The organism is Cohnella phaseoli (assembly GCF_003386235.1).
GTDB lineage: Bacteria > Bacillota > Bacilli > Paenibacillales > Paenibacillaceae > Cohnella > Cohnella phaseoli.
This window is the reverse complement of sequence record NZ_QRDZ01000014.1, coordinates 25,965-46,127: the sequence shown is the minus strand read 5'-3', so window position 1 is coordinate 46,127 and position 20,163 is coordinate 25,965. Positions and strand designations below refer to the sequence as shown.

Here is a 20,163-nt window from a genome sequence, read left to right as displayed (position 1 = left end):
CGCCGCTTGCCGACGGCTACTCCTTGACGGCTCCCAGCGTCATTCCTTTAACGAAATATTTTTGCAGAAACGGATACACAACGAGAATCGGAAGCGCTCCCAAAAAGATCTGCGTCGAGCGCAGCCCCCGCTGGGAGAGGTTCTTAATATCCTCGGGATTTAGATTAATCCGCGTCAAATCCAGATTGGCCACCAGCGCCTGGACCATCGTGGCGAGCGGCTGCTTGGCCGCCTCCATATAAATCAAGCCGTCGAACCACGAATTCCAATGACCGACCATCGAAAACAGCGACAGAGTGGCGATCGACGGCATCGATATCGGCAAATACACGTTAATCAAGGTACGAAGGTGCGAAGCGCCGTCGATCTGCGACGCCTCCTCCAGCTCGGCGGGAATGCCGCGAAAAAAGTTCATCATCAGCACGACGTTAAACACGGCGACCGCCCCCGGCAAAATCAGCGCGAGCAGCGTATTGTTAATGCCGGTTTTGACAACGACGATATAAGCGGGAATCAAGCCGCCGTTAAACAGAATCGTCGCAACGAAAAACCAGGAGTACAGCGAACGTCCCTTGAATTTCTCGTCCGCCTTGGACATCGGATAGGCCGCCAATACGCATAGCGCCATGCTCAGCAGCGTTCCCAGCGTCGTGCGCAGCACGCTAATCCAGAGCGCTTGGAGAAACTGAGAGCTGCCGAACGTCTTCGCGTAATTGTCGAGAGTAAAGCCGATCGGCCAGAGCGACACCAGATTGCCCGTAGCCGCCGCGCTGGAGCTGAGCGACACCGCGACGACGTGAACCAGCGGCAGCACGCATGCGATGCTGATGGCCAGGAGCAGCCCGGTATTCGCGAAGGCGAACGCTCGATAGCCTGGTGATTTATAGTACATGGGACCGTCTCCCTCTAGAATATCCGATAATTCGCGTATTTGTAAGCCAGACGATAGGTTAGCGCGATCAGCACTAATGAAACGACCGATTTGAACAGACCGACGGCCGTCGCGAACGAGAATGCGCCTTGCAGCAGCCCGACCTTGTAGACGTAAGTGTCGATAATCTCGCCCTTGCCGGCTACGATAGGATTAATCATATTAAAGACCTGGTCGAAGCCCGCGTTCAGCACATTGCCCAGAGAGAGTGTGCCGATTACGACTCCCACTTTAATAATGGAGGGCAGCGTTACATGAAACGTCTGTCTCAGGCGGCTCGCCCCGTCGATTTCCGCAGCCTCGTAGAGCGCGGGGTTTACGCCGGCAAGAGCGGCCAAATAAATGATCGTGCCGAACCCGAATTCCTTCCAGATGTCGCTGACCACCAATGTAAAACGGAACCATCCTCCGCTTCCAAGAAAGAAGACGGAAGGCAGACCGAGCGCGCGCATCGCGGCGTTGACGATTCCGTGCTCCGACAGCATATCCGTCAGAATGCCTCCCAGAATGACCCATGACAGAAAATGCGGCAAGTATACAAGCGTCTGCACGGCTCTCTTCAACAGCAGAATGCGAACCTCGTTCAGCAGCAGCGCGAAGATCAGCGGCGCCACCCAACCGGCAGCCATTTTGGATAGCGCAATCACGAGCGTGTTCTCGATTATTTGGACGATTCTCTCGTCCATGAACATCGTGCGGAAATGCTCCAGCCCTACCCACTCGGAGCCGCCGATGCCCTTGTAGGTTTTGTAATTCTGAAAGGCGATAACGATACCGGCCATCGGAATATAGCTGTATACGATCAGCAATATGACGGACGGCAGTAAAAAAAGATGGAGCATCCCGTTTCTGCGAAGCCCCCCTTGTCCGGAACGTTTCGCTTGTTGCGCCGAAGCCTGCATATGCTCCCTCCTCCGTAACGGCTCACATGGACGCAAAGAAGGACAGGGTGCTGTCTCATAAGCCAACCCAAGTTGCTGTGAAAGATAATCGATGATAAAGGTGAAAGGGGGATGTACCTCGCTCCGGTGCTATACACTCCTGAAATCTGAATAGGTAAACTCATGATAGGGTGATTTCAGGAGAGTATGAGGCAGTCCCCGGGTTAATCGCGACCCACAACGTTTCCACAGCTTAAATAAGAAGCAAACGACGTAGGCGCTGTTCGAAAAATCGTACAAAGCAATTCGAATCAGGCTCAAACGACGGAAATTTGTAGGAAAATTCGTACAAAGCAATTCGAGTCAGGTTCAAACGACGGAAGCTTGTAGGAAAATTCGTACAAATCGACCGAAATCGAAGGTTGCAAATCACTTAAGCGTCTTCGATGATTTTGCAGATAACTACCGGTAATTATCTGGAAGTGTTATAGGCCATGATTAGGTCTCCGGGAGATACATACATCTCTTTTTTATATCGATCCTCTCAAGCAACTCTGCTTATGGGGGACAGCTCCCTCCCCCTCTTCGTTCATGTGCCCCCTAGATCACTGGACCGAGGCATACCATTCGTTAACCTCGTCCGTTATTTGCTGTCCGCCCTTGGACAACCAATCCTGAATGAATTGGTCCAGCTCGGCGTCGGTTAATTTTCCATAGATATACCCGATCGTAACTTCGCTCTCCATCTGGGTGAGCAGCGGCCACTTGCTGACCATCGTTTTCACCGGAGCGCCGATAAACATATCGCGACGCGCCTTGTCCAGCTGCTTGAGCGAGACGAGCATGCCTTCAAGGAATAACGGCGTGCTGGAGAAAGCCAGCTTCTGCTCATAGATTGTATCTCTCTTCCCGGCAATTACGCGTTCATAGATGTTCGGGCCTTCGATCATTCCAGGAGGCGTATTGCCGACCGTCGCCATCGTATACCTCAGATCAATCGCGCCGTCCGGGACGTCCCAGCTAGGCTTGCCGTCCACCATCACATAGTCGTAGCCTTCGCCCTGTCCGGCGGCGAACGGACTGTCCGGATCTTCGAGCAATACGCCCATCGACACGTCGTAGTACTGAAACAGTGCATCCATATGCTCGAAGTCCTTGCGGAACACGTACGTAATGTACACCAGCTTGGTGCCGATGCGGCCGACGGTACCGTCGACGCCGGACGGAAGCTCGTACGGCTTAACGACCGCCCCGGGGACATTCTTCGCCGTATCCTCCAGCGGCCAGGCGCCCATCCAGCCCGGTCCGAAAATGATGCCGGCCTCCCCCGACGTAAACAGCGAAGCCGCCTTCTGCTCATCGTGCGTCGCGAATTCCTTGCCGAGGTACCCTTTCTCGAACCAGAGCTTTAATTTGGCGAGGCCGTCTTTAAATCCGGGCTGCACGGAGCCGTATCGCAGCTTGCCGCCCTCCCCTTTGTCCCAAATATAGGGCTGCGTTCCGCCGAATACGAATTGCGCGTCGCCCATATAGCCTGCAAGCGGCTGCAGCGCCTTGCCGGACAGCGCCAGCGGAACCTTGTCCGGGTATTTCTGCTTAAACGCCTCCAGCAAAGCCTCGAATTGTTCCATCGTCTGAGGCGCTTGCAGGTTGACCGAGTCCAGCCAATCCTGGCGAATCCACATAATCGTATCGCCGATATTTCCGTCCGAGATCGTAGGCAGCCCCCACTTTTTCCCGTCCTTGGTCACGGCCATCCACACGTCCGGATTTTTCGCATAGGCTTCCTTCGTACGCGGCGAGGCGTACTTCTCGAACGATTCGTCGATCGCCATAATTTGTCCGGATTCGATCAGCTCGTTCAGCAGAACGTTATCGCTGATCGGCAGCAGGTCCGGCAGCTTCTCTCCGCTGGCCATCGCCAGTCTGATCTTCTGATTCAACGCGTCTCCCTGGTCGGTCAGCAGCCATTGATACTTCGTCTGAATGCCGAGATTGTCCCGATACCAGCGCGTCAGCGGATTGTCCTCGTAAGTGTCGCCGTTCCGAAGCTTATCCAGATCGCGAATGGCGAAAGCGGTCGATATCGTCACCGGCGGATCGAACTTCTTGCGCTTCCAGTCCCCGGCGTCCGACGAGGACGAGCTTTCCTGTGCCGTCGCGGACGGCTGCGACGAAGATGTTTCGCTTTCCCTCGGCTTCGCAGCCTGATTTCCCGAGCAGCCGGCCAGCCATAGCATTAGGCTGACCGCAGCCAGCAAAGATAACGTTTTCACGGTTCTGTTCATATCCGTCCCCCTGGATCATAATGACTACCGGGCTTCGCGCGTTGCCTGGCCTCATTATAGCAAGGCGCTTCCGTCGCCCGATATGGAAACCTGTCAAGCTTATCGCACTATATTGGGCGATTGGCCTTCTCCAGCGGGAGCCAATCCAGCACTTTGCGGATATGTGCGTCCCAATAGTCCCAAGCGTGCGTGCCCGGACCCTCTTCATAGGTCAGCGACAGCCCCAGCTTGCGGACGTGGTCCAGAAACCGCCGATTGTCGTCGTACAGGAAGTCTTCCGTGCCGCAGCACTGATAAAAGGCCGGAAGAGCCTCCTTATCTGCCGCTCCCCGCGCGAGACGTTCCGCCAGGGCGAACAAGTCGTTGTCGGATCCGGCTGCCGGACGATCCCCGAACACCTCTTGCGCTTCGTCTCCCATAAAGGCGCCGATACCCGCAAAATCGAGCGCTCCCGACAAGCTGGCTGCCGAAGCATAACGCTCGGGCAACCGCAGCGCCAGCTTAAACGCCCCATAGCCCCCCATCGACAAGCCCGCGACGAACCTTCCTGAGCGGTCGGTCGCAACGGGAAACAGCGCTTCCGCGATGGAGGGAAGTTCCTTGCTGACGAACGTCCAGTATTGACGATGCTTGCCGATGTCGGAATAGAAGCTCCGATGAACTTCCGGCATCACGACAGCCACACCGCGCTCCTCCGCATAGCGTTCGATCGACGTGCGTCTCAGCCAAGTCGAATGATCGTCGGACAAGCCGTGCAGCAGATAAAGTACAGGCAGTCGGCGTCCTCCGTTTTCCCATCCAGTCCCCCCGGCGTTCATCGCGAGCGCTTGCGGAACAATAACATTCATAGAAACGGACAAGCTCAAAATATCCGAATAAAAACCGCATTGAATAAGCGCCATGCTTCTTCCTCCCCTTGATAAAATCCATATCGTTCAGCCGCAATTTTCTCCCCAATCGTTGTACGAACCTATCGTAGATCCGCCCGAAACCATTTTCAATAAGCTCGGAGGAAACGACTGATAAGTAACGATAAACCTAAAAAAGTCGCATGCCTCTATGCGAGGAGCGACTGGTACGTGCGAGCAGACAAGTAGAAAAAGGAGCCGAACCGCTGTTCGACTCCCTCTGCGACCTTATGCGATGACCGTTCTAAAAAGGTTGCTCCGGCAAATAAACGTCCGCCCCGGCCACCAGATGGTAAATTCCCCGGAAAGTGCCGAGCAGCGTATTCTCGCTCAACAGAATGGGAGCGTTCAGACCGGCGCCGCGAAGCTTGGCGGCCAAGGCAGGAAGAAATAGCTCCCCGCTTTTCGCGATCTGGCCTCCGATTACGATCGCATCCGGCCGGTAGCTTAGCAGAGGCGCTTCCAGAATGCTCCCCATCCGTTCTCCGAACAGCCGGAATACCCGAATCGCCGGTTCATCTCCCGCTAACGCCGCCTGAGCAAGCTCCCTGACATCCTGCCCTTCGTCGAGACGCAGCCCCAGTTGCGCAGCCAATCCAAGCACGCCCCGACGGGATACGAAGTCGTCCGCTACGCCGTTCTCGTAAGGCACATGATACAGCCACCCGTTCTCCGGTACGTCCGAACGCCGCTTGACCAGTCGTCCGTTCTCGACGAAGCCGGAGCCTAAGCCGGTCCCGATCGTCATGCATACGACGCGATTGTAGGCGCTGGCGGCCCCGTGCACAGCCTCGCCGAGGGCGAACAAGGAGGCGTCGTTCTCGAACGCGAGCCGCCAGCCCGGAGCCAGGGATGCCGCGATGCCGGCATCTTGCTCGCAGCCGCTCCTGAGCTTCTCCCCTATATTTACCCCGTAGATCGCCTCGAACTTATTCAGCTCGCGAATATAACTGATCCCGCGCTCATAGTCGAAAGGCCCGGGAAACGCATAACCGATTCCGCTAATTCGCGCCTTCGGATCCCCATTTATTTTCGCCGCCAATTCCCGTGTAATCGAAATAAAATGAGCTATGATCTCCTCGGCGGTCCCGTTCGCGCATGACTCGTATTGCGTCAGCGACTGTTCCAGCACCGTGCCGTCCGCAGCGATAATTCCGGCTTTGATATAGGTTCCCCCGACATCGAAAGCAAGCAAAAGCCCGTTATTCATCTGCGTATCCCCCTCAAGCGTTCAAGACCGAACATAGGCTTTGATCGTAGCAATCTTCCCGCCTTCGCTCGGGCCGCTAGGACGAATTGTGTAGCTTGAGACAGACGCCGGAACAATAAACGTTTCCGCATACCGTACAACAAAAGGCTCGAACTCGCCACTCGGACTTTCCACGACCGCTTCTTCGCCTTCGACGAGATTCAGCATATGCACGCTTCCGTTCGCTTCGTGCAGAACCGGCTCCGAGAACCAGTGCCGACGGGTTTCGATAAACTGAAATTCATGCAGGCCCGTTCGTTCCTCCCGCCAGCCCGCTCCTCCTCCGACCTGCACAATCGAATTGACGAGCTGTTTCTCAACCCAGGATGTCGTGCGATCCCACTGAATCACTTTCTCGCCATGCTCAAGATGAACGGGACGCGGCTTGCCGTCCAGCCCGATCTGTCCCCAATCCCACAGCTTAAAGGTGAAAATGTAAGGCGTTGCGCTGATCTCCAGAACCATGCAATCCGATGCCGAGCAGTGAATCGTGCCTGCCGGAATGAGAAAATGGTCGTGTTTGTTCGCGGCATACGTGTTTACGTATTGCTCCGCCGGGAATGAGATCTCTCCCTCCTGAGCGAGCTGCAGTTCCCGCAGCATAGCCTCGCCGTCTGCATCTTCCCTCAGACCAAGGTACACGAGAGCGCCCGGCTTGGAATCGAGAATATAGTAGCTCTCATCCTGCGTATAATTCATTCCGAACGTTGAGCGAATGTAGTCCGTCGTCGGATGCACCTGAAGGCTGAGATTTCCGCCCCCGATCGTATCCAGTAAATCGAAGCGAATCGGAAACTCCGCCCCGAAGCGGGCGTACACTCTGTCACCAAGAAGCTCGCGTGGCTGGAAAAAAACCAGATTGATGGACGGCAGCTCCATACGAACCGAGCCGTACTGGAAATATAGACTGTTCTCTTCCGGGACGCCGTCGAAGCCCCATGCATACGGGTTCTCTCTTGGCGGCAAATCGATCTTCTCCTCCAGCCACTTGCCTCCCCATACGCCTGGATCGAAATAAGGAACGAGACGGAACGGCTGCGAAGCCGTCTGCCGAAGCCCGGCCATCAGGGCATCCCAGGTCACCATTTTCGGATCGTCCTTGGCGTTGGTATCCAGATAATAGTCGATTCGGGAAAATAGTTGGCGCTTCAGCCGATCAGCCATACGCCATTCGAAGAAGAAACCCGCTTTGTACTTGCGAAGAGTTTCCTCCTCCCGGTTGTCCAGACGCCAATTGCCGAATTCCTTCGATCGATAGCGCTGCTGAATTTCCCAGCGGGCAATATCCGCATAGACCAGGATATCCCCCTCCGCAACCAGCGATGCGCCAAAGCCGATGACGACGACCAGCCCGTCCTCGACCGTATCCGCTTCATTTTTCAAATCTTGCAGCAGCTCCCGCGAATAAAACTCGTCGACCGTACAAGGCGACATATACCCGAATACCCTATCGTCGGTCAAATAGCGCTGGATTAGCGCCTTGATTTGCTCGCCGGGCATCGCCGCCTGCTCGGAACGGATTACCTTGGTGAGGTTAAGCCGCGATTGAAGCGCCTGAATGATTTCTTCTTGCCGGACTGTCGGGTAGCATTCGACGACCAGCACCGTTTTACGGCGCGGCGAGCGGCTGATCCGGTCTTGAAGCTCCGATGCGATCTGATCGTAGCTTTGCCACACATATTGATCCCAGTCTTTGATTGGCACGGTAGGCGTCAGATTATAGCTTTTTTTATTGTTCGCATTGGATGACATTTGTACGAAGCGCCTCCTTCAGCTTAATCATAGTCAATCAAACTATATCATATATTAACATTAATTATCACATTATAACATGTAATCTTAAAAAAAATCTGCCCTATAATAGAATAGGCAGATTTAATAGCTCGTCTATCGTCTCTATACGATGTGCAAGGGGATATTGTGTCGATTGAAGTAATCCGCTATGTCCGCAGGTACTCCGCTATCCGTTATCACGGCGGAAACCTCGGTCGCCATGACCGTCGTCGTGAACGACCTGGCCCCGAACTTGGACGAGTCCAGCAGCATAATGGTTTGCCGAGCGGAACGAACCATCGCCTGCTTCACTCGGGTATCCAGCAAATTAGGGTCGGTGAAGCCGGTGTCCGAAGTAAAGCCAAGCCCGGACAAGAACACTTTATCGGCATGAAACTGCTCGAAGAACGATTCCGCGACCGGACCGACGAATGTGCCGGATTGCTCCCGCAGCGTCCCTCCGCAGCTCAGCACGACATGCCGCCCCGCTCTCTCCCGCAACGAATTTAACGTGCTTAATCCGTTCGTCAGCACAGTCAATTGGGAGAACGGATGCAAATACGCGGCCATGCGAGCCACAGTCGTTCCACCCTCGAGAACGAGCACGTCTCCCTCATGCACGAAATGCTTAACGGCATAAGCAGACAGCCGTTCCTTGACATCCTTATTCCGGCTTTCTTTATCGGTTGCCTGCGGTTCCTTTACATAATCCGGAGCAAGTATCGCTCCGCCATGCGACAGGATCACATTCCCGCTGGATTCTAATTGCTTCAAATCGCGGCGAACCGTCATCTCGGACACTTTCAACACTTGGCTAAGCTGTTTAATCGTACATCCGCCTTCATTGGCTAAATGCTCGATAATCGCGGATTTGCGCTGAATGGGAAGCACGCCATGCACCTCAACTTTTCAATTTCAATCATAATATAACATACGATTTCAATTTGGCGAAGGACGCTGCGGTAGAGAATCAGTTTCAGTTAGCTAAAATCAAGTTAGATTTGGCCGAATAGCTGTTTTAATTTTATAATTACATACATAATAGTGCTTTCTAATGAATTGAAGGGACGATCTATTCTTCTGTGAAAATTCGGCCAGGGGACCTCATGCCAAGGCACAGTCTACGGGAGGAATTGATATGGCAGATCAGGCACTTGTAGTGACGGAAGACGATGTGCGGGCTATGCTGCTTGCAGGGGACAGCATTGTCGGACAAGCCGGCCGAAGCATGCTGGCAAAAGTATTGAAAGGCTCGCGCGACAAGAAGCTGCTTGCGATTGGACTGGACAAAAGCGCAGGGTACGGATACTTTCGGTCTCTGACGTTGGACCAGATTACAGAGCGTGTCGACTGGATGATCCTGCACGACTTCTTTGCGATTGATTACGATCGGGATATGCCGCTGCTCGTATTCACGGACCGAGGCTGGGAAATCCAGATCGAGAATATGACGGAGCTAATGTTGAAACAGTGGGAGATGTGGGCCGATACAGTTCCGCAGGATCTGGATATGACCTATTTAAAGGATCTGAACCGCAGCATGATCCTCCTGTTTCTCGAGAAGGTCGCACGCACGCACGACGCTCGGTACCTCCCGCTGCTGCGACAATGGGCACCGATAGACTATCGGAAGGTGCGAGAAGCAATCGGAAAAGTAATCGACTATCTGGAACAGGGGAATTCTGAGTCGCCGTTAATGCTGGAAGGCGCTTACAGGTCGTTCTACTACACGCCTGGAGAGCCTCTCATCGAGCCGCGTGGCAGCGAGCGTCTGAAGTGCTGGGAGTGCGGCAAAAGATTCGAGTGGACTGTCGAGGAGCAGGACAAGTTCCGCATGCGCGGCTGGAAACCTCCAAAGCGATGCGAATCGTGCCGAGAGAACCGCCATGGACAGCGCGAGGCTTGGTTGTGAACGCGTAGCCGCACATTCAGGTAACCGATTCGAGAGTGCGGCCATCCTCTTACGGTCTGTCAGACCGTTACACGCGCAAATTCGTGCGGGCGCCCCTCTCTTACGGTCTGCCAGACCGTTACAGGCGCAAATTCGTGCGGGCGCCCCTCTCTTACGGTCTGCCAGACCGTTACAGGCGCAAATTCGAGCGGGCGCTCCTCTCTTACGGTCTGCCAGACCGTTACACGCGCAAATTCGTGCGGGCGCCCCTCTCTTACGTTGTCAGACCGTTACACGCGCAAATTCGTGCGGGCGCCCCTCTCTTTCGGTCTGCCAGACCGTTGCACGCGCAAATTCGAACTCTCGATGAAATCATGATCGCTAGCACAGTATATAAAAACAAAAAAATTGCGGGCAAAAACCCGCAATCCGTGATTGTGTAATGGTCGGGACGACACGATTTGAACATGCGACCTCTTGGACCCGAACCAAGCGCTCTACCAAGCTGAGCTACGTCCCGACAAATATGAAATTAGTGCCTCGACCAACAAGCGACATGAGTCAAAAAAAAGCCCGTAGGCTTGTCGTCTTGTTTGTTATAAATGGAGCGGGTGATGGGAATCGAACCCACGCTATTAGCTTGGAAGGCTAAAGTTCTACCATTGAACTACACCCGCAAAACGATGGTCGGGACGACACGATTCGAACATGCGACCCCCTGGTCCCAAACCAGGTGCTCTACCAAGCTGAGCTACGTCCCGACAATTATGAGTAAAAATGGCGCGCCCTGAGAGATTCGAACTCCCGGCCTTTTGATTCGTAGTCAAACGCTCTATCCAGCTGAGCTAAGGGCGCATATGGAGCGGAAAACGGGATTCGAACCCGCGACCTTCTCGTTGGCAACGAGATGCTCTACCACTGAGCTATTTCCGCATGATTTTGGGCATTTCCGCCGCCGCCCGTTTAGTTCGTATCACTTGAGGCGACAAGAAATAATATAACAAATACCTAAAACAATTGCAAGCCCCTTTTACAAAGTTTTTTTATTTTTTTCATTCACCGGTTTTAGACCCTTCGGCAACGCGCTTTTCCGCCACCCTTCCCGTTGACGTTAACGGAGTCGGCGTCCTTTTGCGCAGGCAGACCAAGAGCCTGCCTGCGCAAAAGCCGTTCACCGCTTCAACGATAATCAGATAAGATCGGACTTCTCCAACAACCGCTTCAGAAGAGCGGCTACCTCCGCCCGGGTAATCTGGGCTTTAGGCGCCAGACGTCCGTCCTTGGCGCCGGACGCGATTCCGGCCTGCGTCGCCGCGGCAACGCCGCTTCTCGCATAGGCGGACACCTCGGCGGCGTCGGCAAAAGGAAAGCTCGCCTTCGTTCCTGTCGCTACGTCGGTCTTTAATCCGGTTAAGGACATCGCTCTGGCGATCATGACCAGCGCCTGCTCGCGGGTCATGCGAGCTGTTGGACGGAACGTACCGTCCTCGAATCCGCCGATCATTCCGTAAACGTATGCCGTATGCACCGTATCCGCGTACCAGACGCCCGGATTCACATCTGCAAATGGAATCGTCGTCCCCTCCGCCTGCGGAAGCCCTAACGCGCGTACGAGCATCGCGGCGAATTCGGCCCGGGTAACCGGCCGATCCGGTCCGAACGTCCCCTTTGCCCCGTTGATTACGAGTCTGGCGCTCATCTCCGCGATATCTTCCTCCGCCCAATGGCCCGCCATATCCGAGAAATGAACCGGGCGCGAAACGAGCGCATACACACTATTGGTCAGACTGCTTATTCTTGCATACTGCTTGCCGTCTCTCTTAATCAGCTTAGTGGGCGCATGCCGCAAGCTTCCGTTATCGTCCATGACAACTCCCGTCGATATTCCAGCCCCGGCAGCGCCGTCCGGAAGCGCGATCAGCCGTTCTACATAGCCATTAAAGCGGGAGATTGGCACGGACTTCGCCCCCTGCACGGCGCGAATCGCAAATTCAACCGGCGAGCCGCGCAGTTCAAGCCGTTCTGCGGCCGCAGTCTTCGCGAGCCGCTCCTGAGCGGCCTCCGCCGGAAGGAAAGCTTCGATCCGCAGGCTGAAGCCGGTCTGCACCGCTGCACCGCCGAGACGCCGCATTACGTCCGCCAGATCGATCGCCTCGACGGGAACAGGGTATATGCTTGTCCCGATATCCAGCTCGACGGTGGCGTGTCGCTGCTGCAGCATTCGCAGCGCTTGCGCGTCCAACGCCACGACTAACCCGCCCGCCGAGCGATCCGCGACCTTGAGCGTGGCGTTGGCGCCTTCGCTTGCAGAAAGCACGCGCTCCAATAGGACGGAATCGACGACCAACAACGTCGCCTCCCGATCTCCCAGCCGTTCCTTCGCCGTTGCTCCCAGACTTGCGACTTGACCGTTCACCCAAACCTGTACGCTCGCAGCCGGGTTCTCCTTCGATTCCGCCGGCGTCTGCGGCGCGGACGATCCGCCTCCGCCTCCTCCGCCGACGTTGCCTCCATTACCGCCATTCCCCCCGCCTTCTCCGCCTCCCGGATTGCCTCCGTTGGAAGCCGCTCTCGGCGTCACTTCATTAGAGAGCGCCGAAGGCAAGCCCGGACCGGCAACATTAACCGCGGTGACGGTAAAGGCATACGCCGTTCCGTTCTCCAATCCTGTCACGGCGATCGGACTTCCCGCTCCTGCGGCGACCATTCGTCCGGCTGCATCAGCCACTTCGTACCGAACAATCGGACTGCCTCCGTTGCTGGCGGGGGCCTCGAATCTAACCTCGGCTCTGCCGTCGCCGGCCGTCGCGACGACGCCGCGCGGAACTCCCGGAACCGTTCTCGGAACGGCGACAAGCTCGTTGGACAGCTCGCTGTCCACGCCCGCATACGAAGCCTGAACGACGAAGAAGTAGGCTGTTCCGTTCGTCAATCCCGTTGCCGTATAACCATACACAGCGCCGGTTACGGTGTACGCCGGCGCAGCATACGAACCTTCGCCCGTGCGCCAATAGATTCTGTAGTCGGTCGCCCCCGCTGCAGGCGACCATGTCAAGCTCACCTGACCGTCTCCCGCTTCCGCCGCCATGAGAACAGGCGCATCCGCCGAATCCACCGGCCGGATCGTCACGTTCGCCGTATAGCTTTGCTCCGATCCGTCCGCCGCCGTCACCGTATAGATCACCGGCCCTGTGAAATCGCGGGCTTCCCCGGGTGCAGGCGTCACTGACGCTCCGGTATAAGCAATCGTCGGCATCAGCGCCTTCACATTCGTCCCGTAAGGAACCGACACCGAGATCGTCTTCTCCGTCTCGTCGACGATCCCGATCGCCGGCGGCGTCAGGCCGTCAAAACGGAAAGCTTCAATCGTCTTAACGGCGGACTTCTCCGCATTGACCCCGTCGATCACCTGCTGAAGCGCCGCCAAATCCTGAATGACTCCGACTTGAGCGATCGCTTCCCTGTAGCCATGCAAATAATCGTCCACAGCGCCCTCGATCCCCGCCGAGATCAAATCCGCATAAGCAAGCTCGCCGACATCCTCTCCCGCGGCGTAGGACCGAATCTTCGCCAGCGCCGGCCCAGGCTCGCCGGCAAACAACGTATAGTACTCCGCTCCGCCCGCATCGTAATAAGGACCGTAGACTTCCCTATTCGAGCCAATGTTGACGCTAGGCCTCACGCTTTGAGCCGTAGAATCAAAATACTTGTACGAGAACGTCCCGTTCTTTTTCACATAAAAAATGCTCGGACTGTTGTCATAGCTTGGAGAACGCGTCCAGTAATCCGCATTGATCGTCCGATAGTTTTCCGAACCGGGCACAAGCGTACCGTGATCCTTATACATATCGTAAGTATCGGCGTATCCCCACTCGGCGACCGACAGCAGGAACACGGTCTCGTCCGTCAGCGTCTGGCCGTACGTCTTCGTCGTCGTCGTTTCTATCGCGCTGCGGAAGCGCTCGGACAAGCTATTATAGAAGCCGTTCCTTAGCCACGTCCGAAGATCGGAATTTTCCCAGTTGGATAAATCGTAATCAAAGCTGCTATGGAACGCTCGACCGCCGCTCGGATGAACTCCCTTCAGCGTAAGCAGCGTCAAGCCTGCCCTGAAGTGGCCTTGCGCATGCACGATCCACGGCTCTCCGAACCCTTTGGTCTCCTTGACCACCGTTCCGGCGGGAAGAGCCGCTATCGGCTGAGGAACAAGCCTGCGCGCGCGGGTTTGCTCCACGTTGGCCCGATCGACGAGCTGTTGAAGCGCCCCCGGAGAGCTCACCGCTGCGGCATGAACGAGTGCCCATCGGTAGGCCGCCAGATTGGCCGCGACCGCTTCGGTCGTTCCGGCGTTCTCCAGCTCGGCGATCGTCAGCGGCCCGGCGTTCCGGTTGGCCGTATAATCGCGGATAATCGTCAAAGCGTTCGACCGATCGATCATTCGCTGCAACTCGGCCAAATCCGCAATCGTTCCCGCTTCGGCAATCGCCGCTTTATAGATCGCCAGATGAAGCGCAATCGTTCTAACTGCTCCGACCGTTAGCAGCTCTTCCATCGTCAGCTCGTCGGCATTCCCCGACGCCGCGTACTGCCGAATTCGGTCGAACAACTCCTGCAGCGCCTGCCCGTTGGCCTGGTCGACCAGCTCCTGCAGCTCCGTCGCGTCGCCAATCGCGCCCGCTCCGCCAACAACCGCCCGATACCGGGGCAGCTCCTCTGTTTTCACGCGATCCATACCGGCGGCGAGCAGTTCCTCAATCGTCAGCGACCCGGCATCCCCCGCCGCCGCATAATTGGCTATTGCGGCAACCCATGTCGCACGCTGCCCAGCATTGACGTCCGTCACGAGCTGCCGAACCCGAGACACCGAGCCTATCGTCCCCGCCCCCTCAATCGCGGCCTTATAAGCCTCCAAGTTCACGGCATAAGCCGGAGCGGCGTCCATAGCATCCAACTCTTCCATCGTCAGCTCTCCGGCGCCGTTAGCGGAATAATGCTGCATTCTGGCCAGCACGACGGCCGGATCAGCTGTGAACAGCGTGTAAAACTGCCCGCCCGGCCCCGTATAAGGGCCGTAAACCCGAGCGTTCTTGTCCAGATTCGCGCTAGGTCTTACCCCGTAGCTCATTCCCGCGTAGTACCGATATTCGATATCCCCGTTCGGCTTGACCATCAATAGACTCGGACTGTTGTCGTAGCTCGGCGAACGGGTCCAATAGTTCTGGCCCAACGTTTTGTAGCTCCCCGCTCCGGCAACCGCGGTACCGTGGTTAAGCTTCATATAGTAGGTATCGGTATACCCCCACTCCGCCGCCGACAGTAAAAAGATTGTCTCGTCCGTCAGCGCGTCGCCGTACGTGACCGTCGTCGTCTCTCGCACCGCGGCGCGAAAACGATCGGACAGACTGCCGTAGAAATCTCCTCTCAGCCACAGTCGAATGTCCGAGTTTCCCCACTTGGACGTACCGTATACGTAGTTTGAGCTCGTATAGTAAGGACGGTTGCCTCCCGAATGAAGTCCTTTTAATACCAGCAGCGTGCGATCCGTTCCGAAATGATCCTGCGACAGCACGATCCACGGCTCCGTAAACCCTCTCGTATCCTGTACGACCGTCCCGACCGGCAGGTCGGCCAGCCGCTTCTGCGGCTCCGCCCGAACCGCGGCCGTATCCAGCATCGCTCCCAATAGAAACAGCAACCCGCTCGCCCCGACAATCAACGCCCATTTTCTCATTGCCAACCGCATAGATAAATCCCCCGTCTCCCGTTCTATGAATACCCGGAACTTCTGTCCGCAATTCGTTAAATTCCGCTTGAATTCCACCTCTCATTTATGGATAATACGACTAGCTCGTCCCCAAGATTAGCCGATTAAGTTTAAGTTTCGTTTAAGTCCGAGCCAAAATCGCCTAATTCGACCTCACTCCCCACCCGATCGGAGAGTCACCCATATGATTCATAGGAATAAGGGTATGAACGCCACCGTCGTGTGGCTGCTTGCGGCTCTATCCATACTGTGGGGCGCCGTTCCTTCCTCTTACGCATCCTCTTCCGACGACGCTGCCGAAGCCGGCGTACTCGATCTGCGCGGCTGGAATCCCGGAGCGGATCGCCCCGTCGCCTTAACCGGGCCATGGGAATTTTATTGGAATCGTCTTCTTGAGCCGAACCGGATGGATCGAAGCTTGACGGACGTTCCGCTTTCTGTCGAAATACCGGCACAATGGCAATCCTATACGCTCGATAACGAGCCGCTTCCTAACGAAGGATATGCCACCTACCGTTTGACCTTTACGCTGTCGGAAAATTCCGCCGTTTACCCGCTAGGCTTGTATGTACGCAACGTGGCTACGGCCTATCGGCTCTGGATTAACGGCGTACCTGCAATGGGCAACGGGAAAGTAGGCGCGGACGCCAAATCGATGGTTCCGAGAAACTACCCTAAGGCGTCCTATTTTCAACCGCGCCCCGGCGTAAACGAAATGGTGATTCAGGTGTCGAACTTCGTGCAGCGCACGGGAGGAATTTGGGAGGGCATCGAGCTGGGGGATGCGGAGAAAATCGCTTCGCTTCACCGAAACGATGTGATGACATGGGCCTTGATCGCGGGAGGCCTGCTGCTTATGGCCGTCTATTCGGTCTTCCTCTACCTGTTTCGCAGCCGCGAGCCGGCCGTCATCTGGTTCGGCCTGATCTGTCTGGCCGTCTGCGTTCGGTCGGCGCTGCTCGGCCCTTCGTTCGCCTATGTTTTGTTTCCGGGACTGAGCTGGGAATGGGGAGTTAAGCTGGAATATCTCTCGGAGATTGTCACCCTCGTCTGCATGGCCGTATTCGTCCGCAAACAGTATCCGCGGGAAGCCGTTCGTTTCGCGGTTCCCGTCTTCGGCGCGGCTCTCGGCGGCTTCGGCGCATTCGTGCTGGCGACACCGGCGAAGGTGTACACGCAATACCTGGTCCCGTACATCCTGGCGCTCCTCCTCCCCGTTTACCTTTGCGTGCTGTACAGCTACATTCGCGCCGCGCTTCGCCGCAGGACGGGAGCCCGCGTCAATGCGACCGGCTTTGCCGTTTTCTTCGCCTCCGTCATTCATGAGATTTTATACTACACAGGGTTTGTTTCATTCGGAGGGCTTGTCTCTTACGGCATGCTGTTCTTCCTGCTGACTCAACTGCTTAATCTCTCGTCCATGTTCGGCAAAGCGCTGAACCGTTCCGAGGCGCTCTCCCGCGAGCTGGCCAAAGTCATCGAAGCCCAGGAGGAGACGATCGTCAGCCGAACAGCCTCTTTGCAGGAACTCAATCGCAAGCTGGAACAGGGGAACCGGGACCTTACGCGGCTCGAACAGGTGCGCAGCACGCTGCTGGCGGATGCACATCATGATCTGACGACACCGCTGACCTCAATCAAAGGCTTCTCGAAAGCGATCATGACGTCCGTCATTTCGGAGGAAGCGCCTCAATACGCCCGACGGATTTACGAACGCAGCCTGTTTCTGGAGAAGCTGATCGACAACGTTTTCGAATTAAGCCAATTGAAAACCGAAGAGCTTCAGTTCCAGTTCCAAGAGCTGCCTCTGCCGCCCTTCCTTCGACAATTGACGCAGAAGTACGAATCCGAAGCGTTATCCGCGAACGTCTCGTTGCGGTGGGAGAATACGGAGCCTGCTCTCCTCCCGTCCGGGGAAATTTGCGCGATCGTCGATCCCTACCGTTTTGAACGCGTATTCGCCAACCTGGTCGGCAACGCGATCAAGTTTACCCCCGGCGAGGGCCTCGTCCGGGTCTGGATCGAATTCCGGCCAAGCGAAAATCCGCAGGAAGAGGATCGAGTCGTCATCCATATCACCGATACGGGCGTCGGCATCCCCGAGTCCGAGCTGCCTCTCATTTTCGAGCGCCATTACCGAAGTCCGTCCGGGCACAGCGACAAAGCCGGCAGCGGTCTGGGACTGGCCATCTGCCGTGAGATAGTCGCGCGCCATCGGGGCGAGCTCGGAGCAAGCAGCGTCCCCGGGCAAGGCAGCGATTTCCGGATTGTGCTGCCCGCGCTAATCAGTCAGTCCGAAGCGAACCAAGAGCATCCCCCCCAAGGAGAGAGCCTATGAATCGGAAAATACTGCTGATCGAGGACGACGCCGATATCTGCGACCTGGTCGCCATCTACTTGCGCAGGGAAGGACTTCTGGTCGATATCGCGCCCGATGCGGAGCAGGGATTGGATATGTTCCGGCGCAACGATTACGACTTGCTGATTACCGATATATTGCTGCCTCGCATGGACGGTCTTCAACTGGTCGAGCGGATTCGGCGCGACTCCGACGTTCCGATCATTTTCATGACCAATAAAAAAACCTCGCAGGATATCGTGAACGGCTTGCGGCTCGGCGGAGACGATTATGTCACCAAGCCTTTCGAGCCGGAGGTTCTCGTTGCTCGCGTGCTGGCCGGACTTCGCCGCTACCAAGCAGGACGGGGAAAGGGCAAAAAAGAGGAGGGGAAGCTGTGGGAGGACGGTTGGCTTAAAGTCCATACCGGAAGGTTAGAGGTATTCGTCGACAACAAGCCGACTACCCTGCCGGCCAAAGAGCTGCAGCTCCTGCTGCTGCTGCTCGAGCATCCGAATCAGGTGTTCAGCGTCAGGCAATTGTACGAGAAAATATGGAGCCTGGACGGCGTAAGCGACGAACGCACCGTCATGGTCCACATTCATCATCTGCGCAAAAAGATCGAGAGGGATGCGGCCAAACCCGCTTATATTGTGACGATTCGCGGATTTGGCTACAAATTCGGCGATACGGGGAAAAGAAGCTGACCGCTTAAAACAAGATTCATGCATCCATATCTTATTACGCGGTCAACCGCTCTCCCGTAAGGCTTGTTCCTTTCCAAATCATGCATAAAGAAGCTGCCCCCTAAGTAAAAGAGTCGTACAAAATGACTCTACTTATGGGACAGCCCCTACTGTTCGGATATAATTAGGACTCTGCCGCCTGCGTTTCCCGCCGCAGCCCTTGGTTAAGATCGTGCCCGGTCGGACTCTGGAAAATGCGCAGGCCGAAGGTCGGAGCGGAGGCGAAAATGTGGTCGAAAATATCGGATTGAACCGACTCGTAGACGGCCCAGTTCGTATCTTGTACGAAAGCGTAGATTTCCAGAGGCAAACCGTGCTCCGTCGGCGCCAGCTGTCTGACCAGCAGCGTCAGGTCCCGATGAATCAGCGCATGCTGCCGCAAATAATTTTCTACGTAAACGCGGAATACGCCGATATTCGTCAGCTGCCTCCCGTTCACCTCCAGCGACTTGTCAACGCCGTTGCGACCGTTGTGTTCGACAATTTCCCGCTCTTTATTTTCGATATAATCGGCCAACAACTGAATCTTACGAAACCTTCCAAGCATTTCGCGCGAACAAAAGCCGATGCTGCTCGCATCGATATAGACGGCCCGCTTAATGCGGCGCCCGCCTGCCTGCCTCATCCCTCTCCAATTGCGGAACGAGTCGGAAATGAGCGCATAGCTCGGAATCATCGTAATCGTCTTATCGAAATTCAGCACCTTGACCGTGTTAAGAGAAATATCGATCACATCGCCGTCCGCGTTGTACTTCGGCATCTCGATCCAGTCTCCCACGCGCACCATATCGTTGGCCGAGAGCTGCACGCCGGCGACAAGCCCCAGAATGGAATCCTTGAAAATCAGCATCAGAACGGCCGACAGCGCCCCCAGGCCGCTTAGCAGCAGAAGAGGACTCTGCCCGATCAAGCCGGAAACGATAATAATGGCGCCGATTATGAACACAAAAATTTTGATTACTTGCGTGTAGCCGCGAATCGGCTTTATTTTGGAAATTTCATAGGTATTGTAGATGTCGTTGCAAGCATTCAGGAAGGCGTCGATCGCCATCATGCTTACGATGATAATGGTAATGACCGCCCCCTTCTCGATCAGCGTCTGATAGTGCGGGAACACCTGTGCAAAATAATAAATGATGACAGCAGGTACAATGTGGGCCAGGCGGTGGAAAACTTTGCGCTCCAAAATGACGTTGTCCCAAGTGAAGCGATTTTTCATAATGAATGAGGCGATGACGCGCAATACGATTTTCTTGGTCACGAAGTTCGCCACTGCGCATAGCCCGACAATAAGAAAAATGACGATGATATTGGCGAGATACACCGTTACGGTCGACGAGACTCCCTGCTCAAGCAATTGACGCTTAATAAAATCCATTCATTTCTCCTTATGC

12 protein-coding genes and 5 tRNA genes are annotated in these 20,163 nt (G+C 55.7%); 3 read left to right on the top strand and 14 right to left on the bottom strand.

The annotated features are described in order from the left end of the window. Positions 1-16: 16 nt before the first annotated feature. The 7 genes from DFP98_RS18045 to DFP98_RS18015 all read right to left on the bottom strand — a co-directional run bounded on the left by DFP98_RS18045 (position 17) and on the right by DFP98_RS18015 (position 8,921). Complete coding sequence (locus tag DFP98_RS18045) at positions 17-892, bottom strand: carbohydrate ABC transporter permease (protein WP_116061997.1); 876 nt, start codon at positions 890-892, stop codon at positions 17-19. A gap of 14 nt (positions 893-906) precedes the next feature. Continuing rightward, positions 907-1,833 carry an ABC transporter permease gene (locus tag DFP98_RS18040; protein WP_181917764.1) on the bottom strand — a complete coding sequence of 309 codons (927 nt, stop codon included), beginning with the start codon at positions 1,831-1,833 and terminating at the stop codon, positions 907-909. Between the two features lie 584 nt (positions 1,834-2,417). Further along, on the bottom strand, positions 2,418-4,100 hold the full coding sequence (locus tag DFP98_RS18035; protein ID WP_116061996.1) for an extracellular solute-binding protein: 1,683 nt from the start codon (positions 4,098-4,100) through the stop codon (positions 2,418-2,420). A gap of 107 nt (positions 4,101-4,207) precedes the next feature. Then, positions 4,208-5,002 carry an alpha/beta hydrolase gene (locus tag DFP98_RS18030; protein ID WP_116061995.1) on the bottom strand — a complete coding sequence of 265 codons (795 nt, stop codon included), beginning with the start codon at positions 5,000-5,002 and terminating at the stop codon, positions 4,208-4,210. Positions 5,003-5,252: 250 nt separating this feature from the next. After that, complete coding sequence (locus DFP98_RS18025; protein WP_116061994.1) at positions 5,253-6,218, bottom strand: ROK family protein; 966 nt, start codon at positions 6,216-6,218, stop codon at positions 5,253-5,255. 21 nt (positions 6,219-6,239) lie between these two features. After that, positions 6,240-8,009 carry a class I mannose-6-phosphate isomerase gene (locus tag DFP98_RS18020; RefSeq protein ID WP_116061993.1) on the bottom strand — a complete coding sequence of 590 codons (1,770 nt, stop codon included), beginning with the start codon at positions 8,007-8,009 and terminating at the stop codon, positions 6,240-6,242. A 144-nt stretch (positions 8,010-8,153) separates the two neighbouring features. Then, entirely contained in the window at positions 8,154-8,921 is a 768-nt protein-coding gene (locus DFP98_RS18015) for a DeoR/GlpR family DNA-binding transcription regulator (RefSeq protein WP_181917763.1), read from the bottom strand. 247 nt (positions 8,922-9,168) lie between these two features. Between DFP98_RS18015 and DFP98_RS18010 the strand changes: the two genes are divergently transcribed. Further along, complete coding sequence (locus DFP98_RS18010; RefSeq protein WP_246016582.1) at positions 9,169-9,942, top strand: RQC-minor-1 family DNA-binding protein; 774 nt, start codon at positions 9,169-9,171, stop codon at positions 9,940-9,942. Positions 9,943-10,364: 422 nt separating this feature from the next. Here DFP98_RS18010 and DFP98_RS18005 read toward each other — a convergent pair. The 6 genes from DFP98_RS18005 to DFP98_RS17980 all read right to left on the bottom strand — a co-directional run bounded on the left by DFP98_RS18005 (position 10,365) and on the right by DFP98_RS17980 (position 15,664). Continuing rightward, positions 10,365-10,441 (bottom strand) — tRNA-Pro (locus DFP98_RS18005). A gap of 83 nt (positions 10,442-10,524) precedes the next feature. Continuing rightward, positions 10,525-10,598, bottom strand: a tRNA-Gly gene (locus tag DFP98_RS18000). 7 nt (positions 10,599-10,605) lie between these two features. After that, positions 10,606-10,682 (bottom strand) — tRNA-Pro (locus DFP98_RS17995). A 17-nt stretch (positions 10,683-10,699) separates the two neighbouring features. Beyond that, a tRNA-Arg gene (locus tag DFP98_RS17990) sits at positions 10,700-10,776 on the bottom strand. 3 nt (positions 10,777-10,779) lie between these two features. After that, positions 10,780-10,854 (bottom strand) — tRNA-Gly (locus DFP98_RS17985). Positions 10,855-11,110: 256 nt separating this feature from the next. Next, positions 11,111-15,664, bottom strand: a complete 4,554-nt coding sequence (locus DFP98_RS17980) for an S-layer homology domain-containing protein (protein ID WP_116061991.1) — start codon at positions 15,662-15,664, stop codon at positions 11,111-11,113. 205 nt (positions 15,665-15,869) lie between these two features. Here DFP98_RS17980 and DFP98_RS17975 point away from each other — a divergent pair, with 205 nt between their 5' ends. Both DFP98_RS17975 and DFP98_RS17970 read left to right on the top strand, forming a co-directional pair. Next, positions 15,870-18,023 (top strand): ATP-binding protein, encoded by a 2,154-nt coding sequence (locus DFP98_RS17975; RefSeq protein ID WP_116061990.1) that lies wholly within the window; start codon positions 15,870-15,872, stop codon positions 18,021-18,023. Next, complete coding sequence (locus DFP98_RS17970) at positions 18,020-18,730, top strand: response regulator transcription factor (RefSeq protein ID WP_116061989.1); 711 nt, start codon at positions 18,020-18,022, stop codon at positions 18,728-18,730. The genes DFP98_RS17975 and DFP98_RS17970 overlap by 4 nt, the downstream gene beginning before the upstream one ends. 163 nt (positions 18,731-18,893) lie before the next feature. Here DFP98_RS17970 and DFP98_RS17965 read toward each other — a convergent pair whose 3' ends face one another. Then, the gene (locus DFP98_RS17965) at positions 18,894-20,147 is read right to left on the bottom strand and encodes a mechanosensitive ion channel family protein (protein WP_116061988.1); all 1,254 of its coding nucleotides are present in this window, start codon (positions 20,145-20,147) and stop codon (positions 18,894-18,896) included. Positions 20,148-20,163 lie beyond the last annotated feature (16 nt).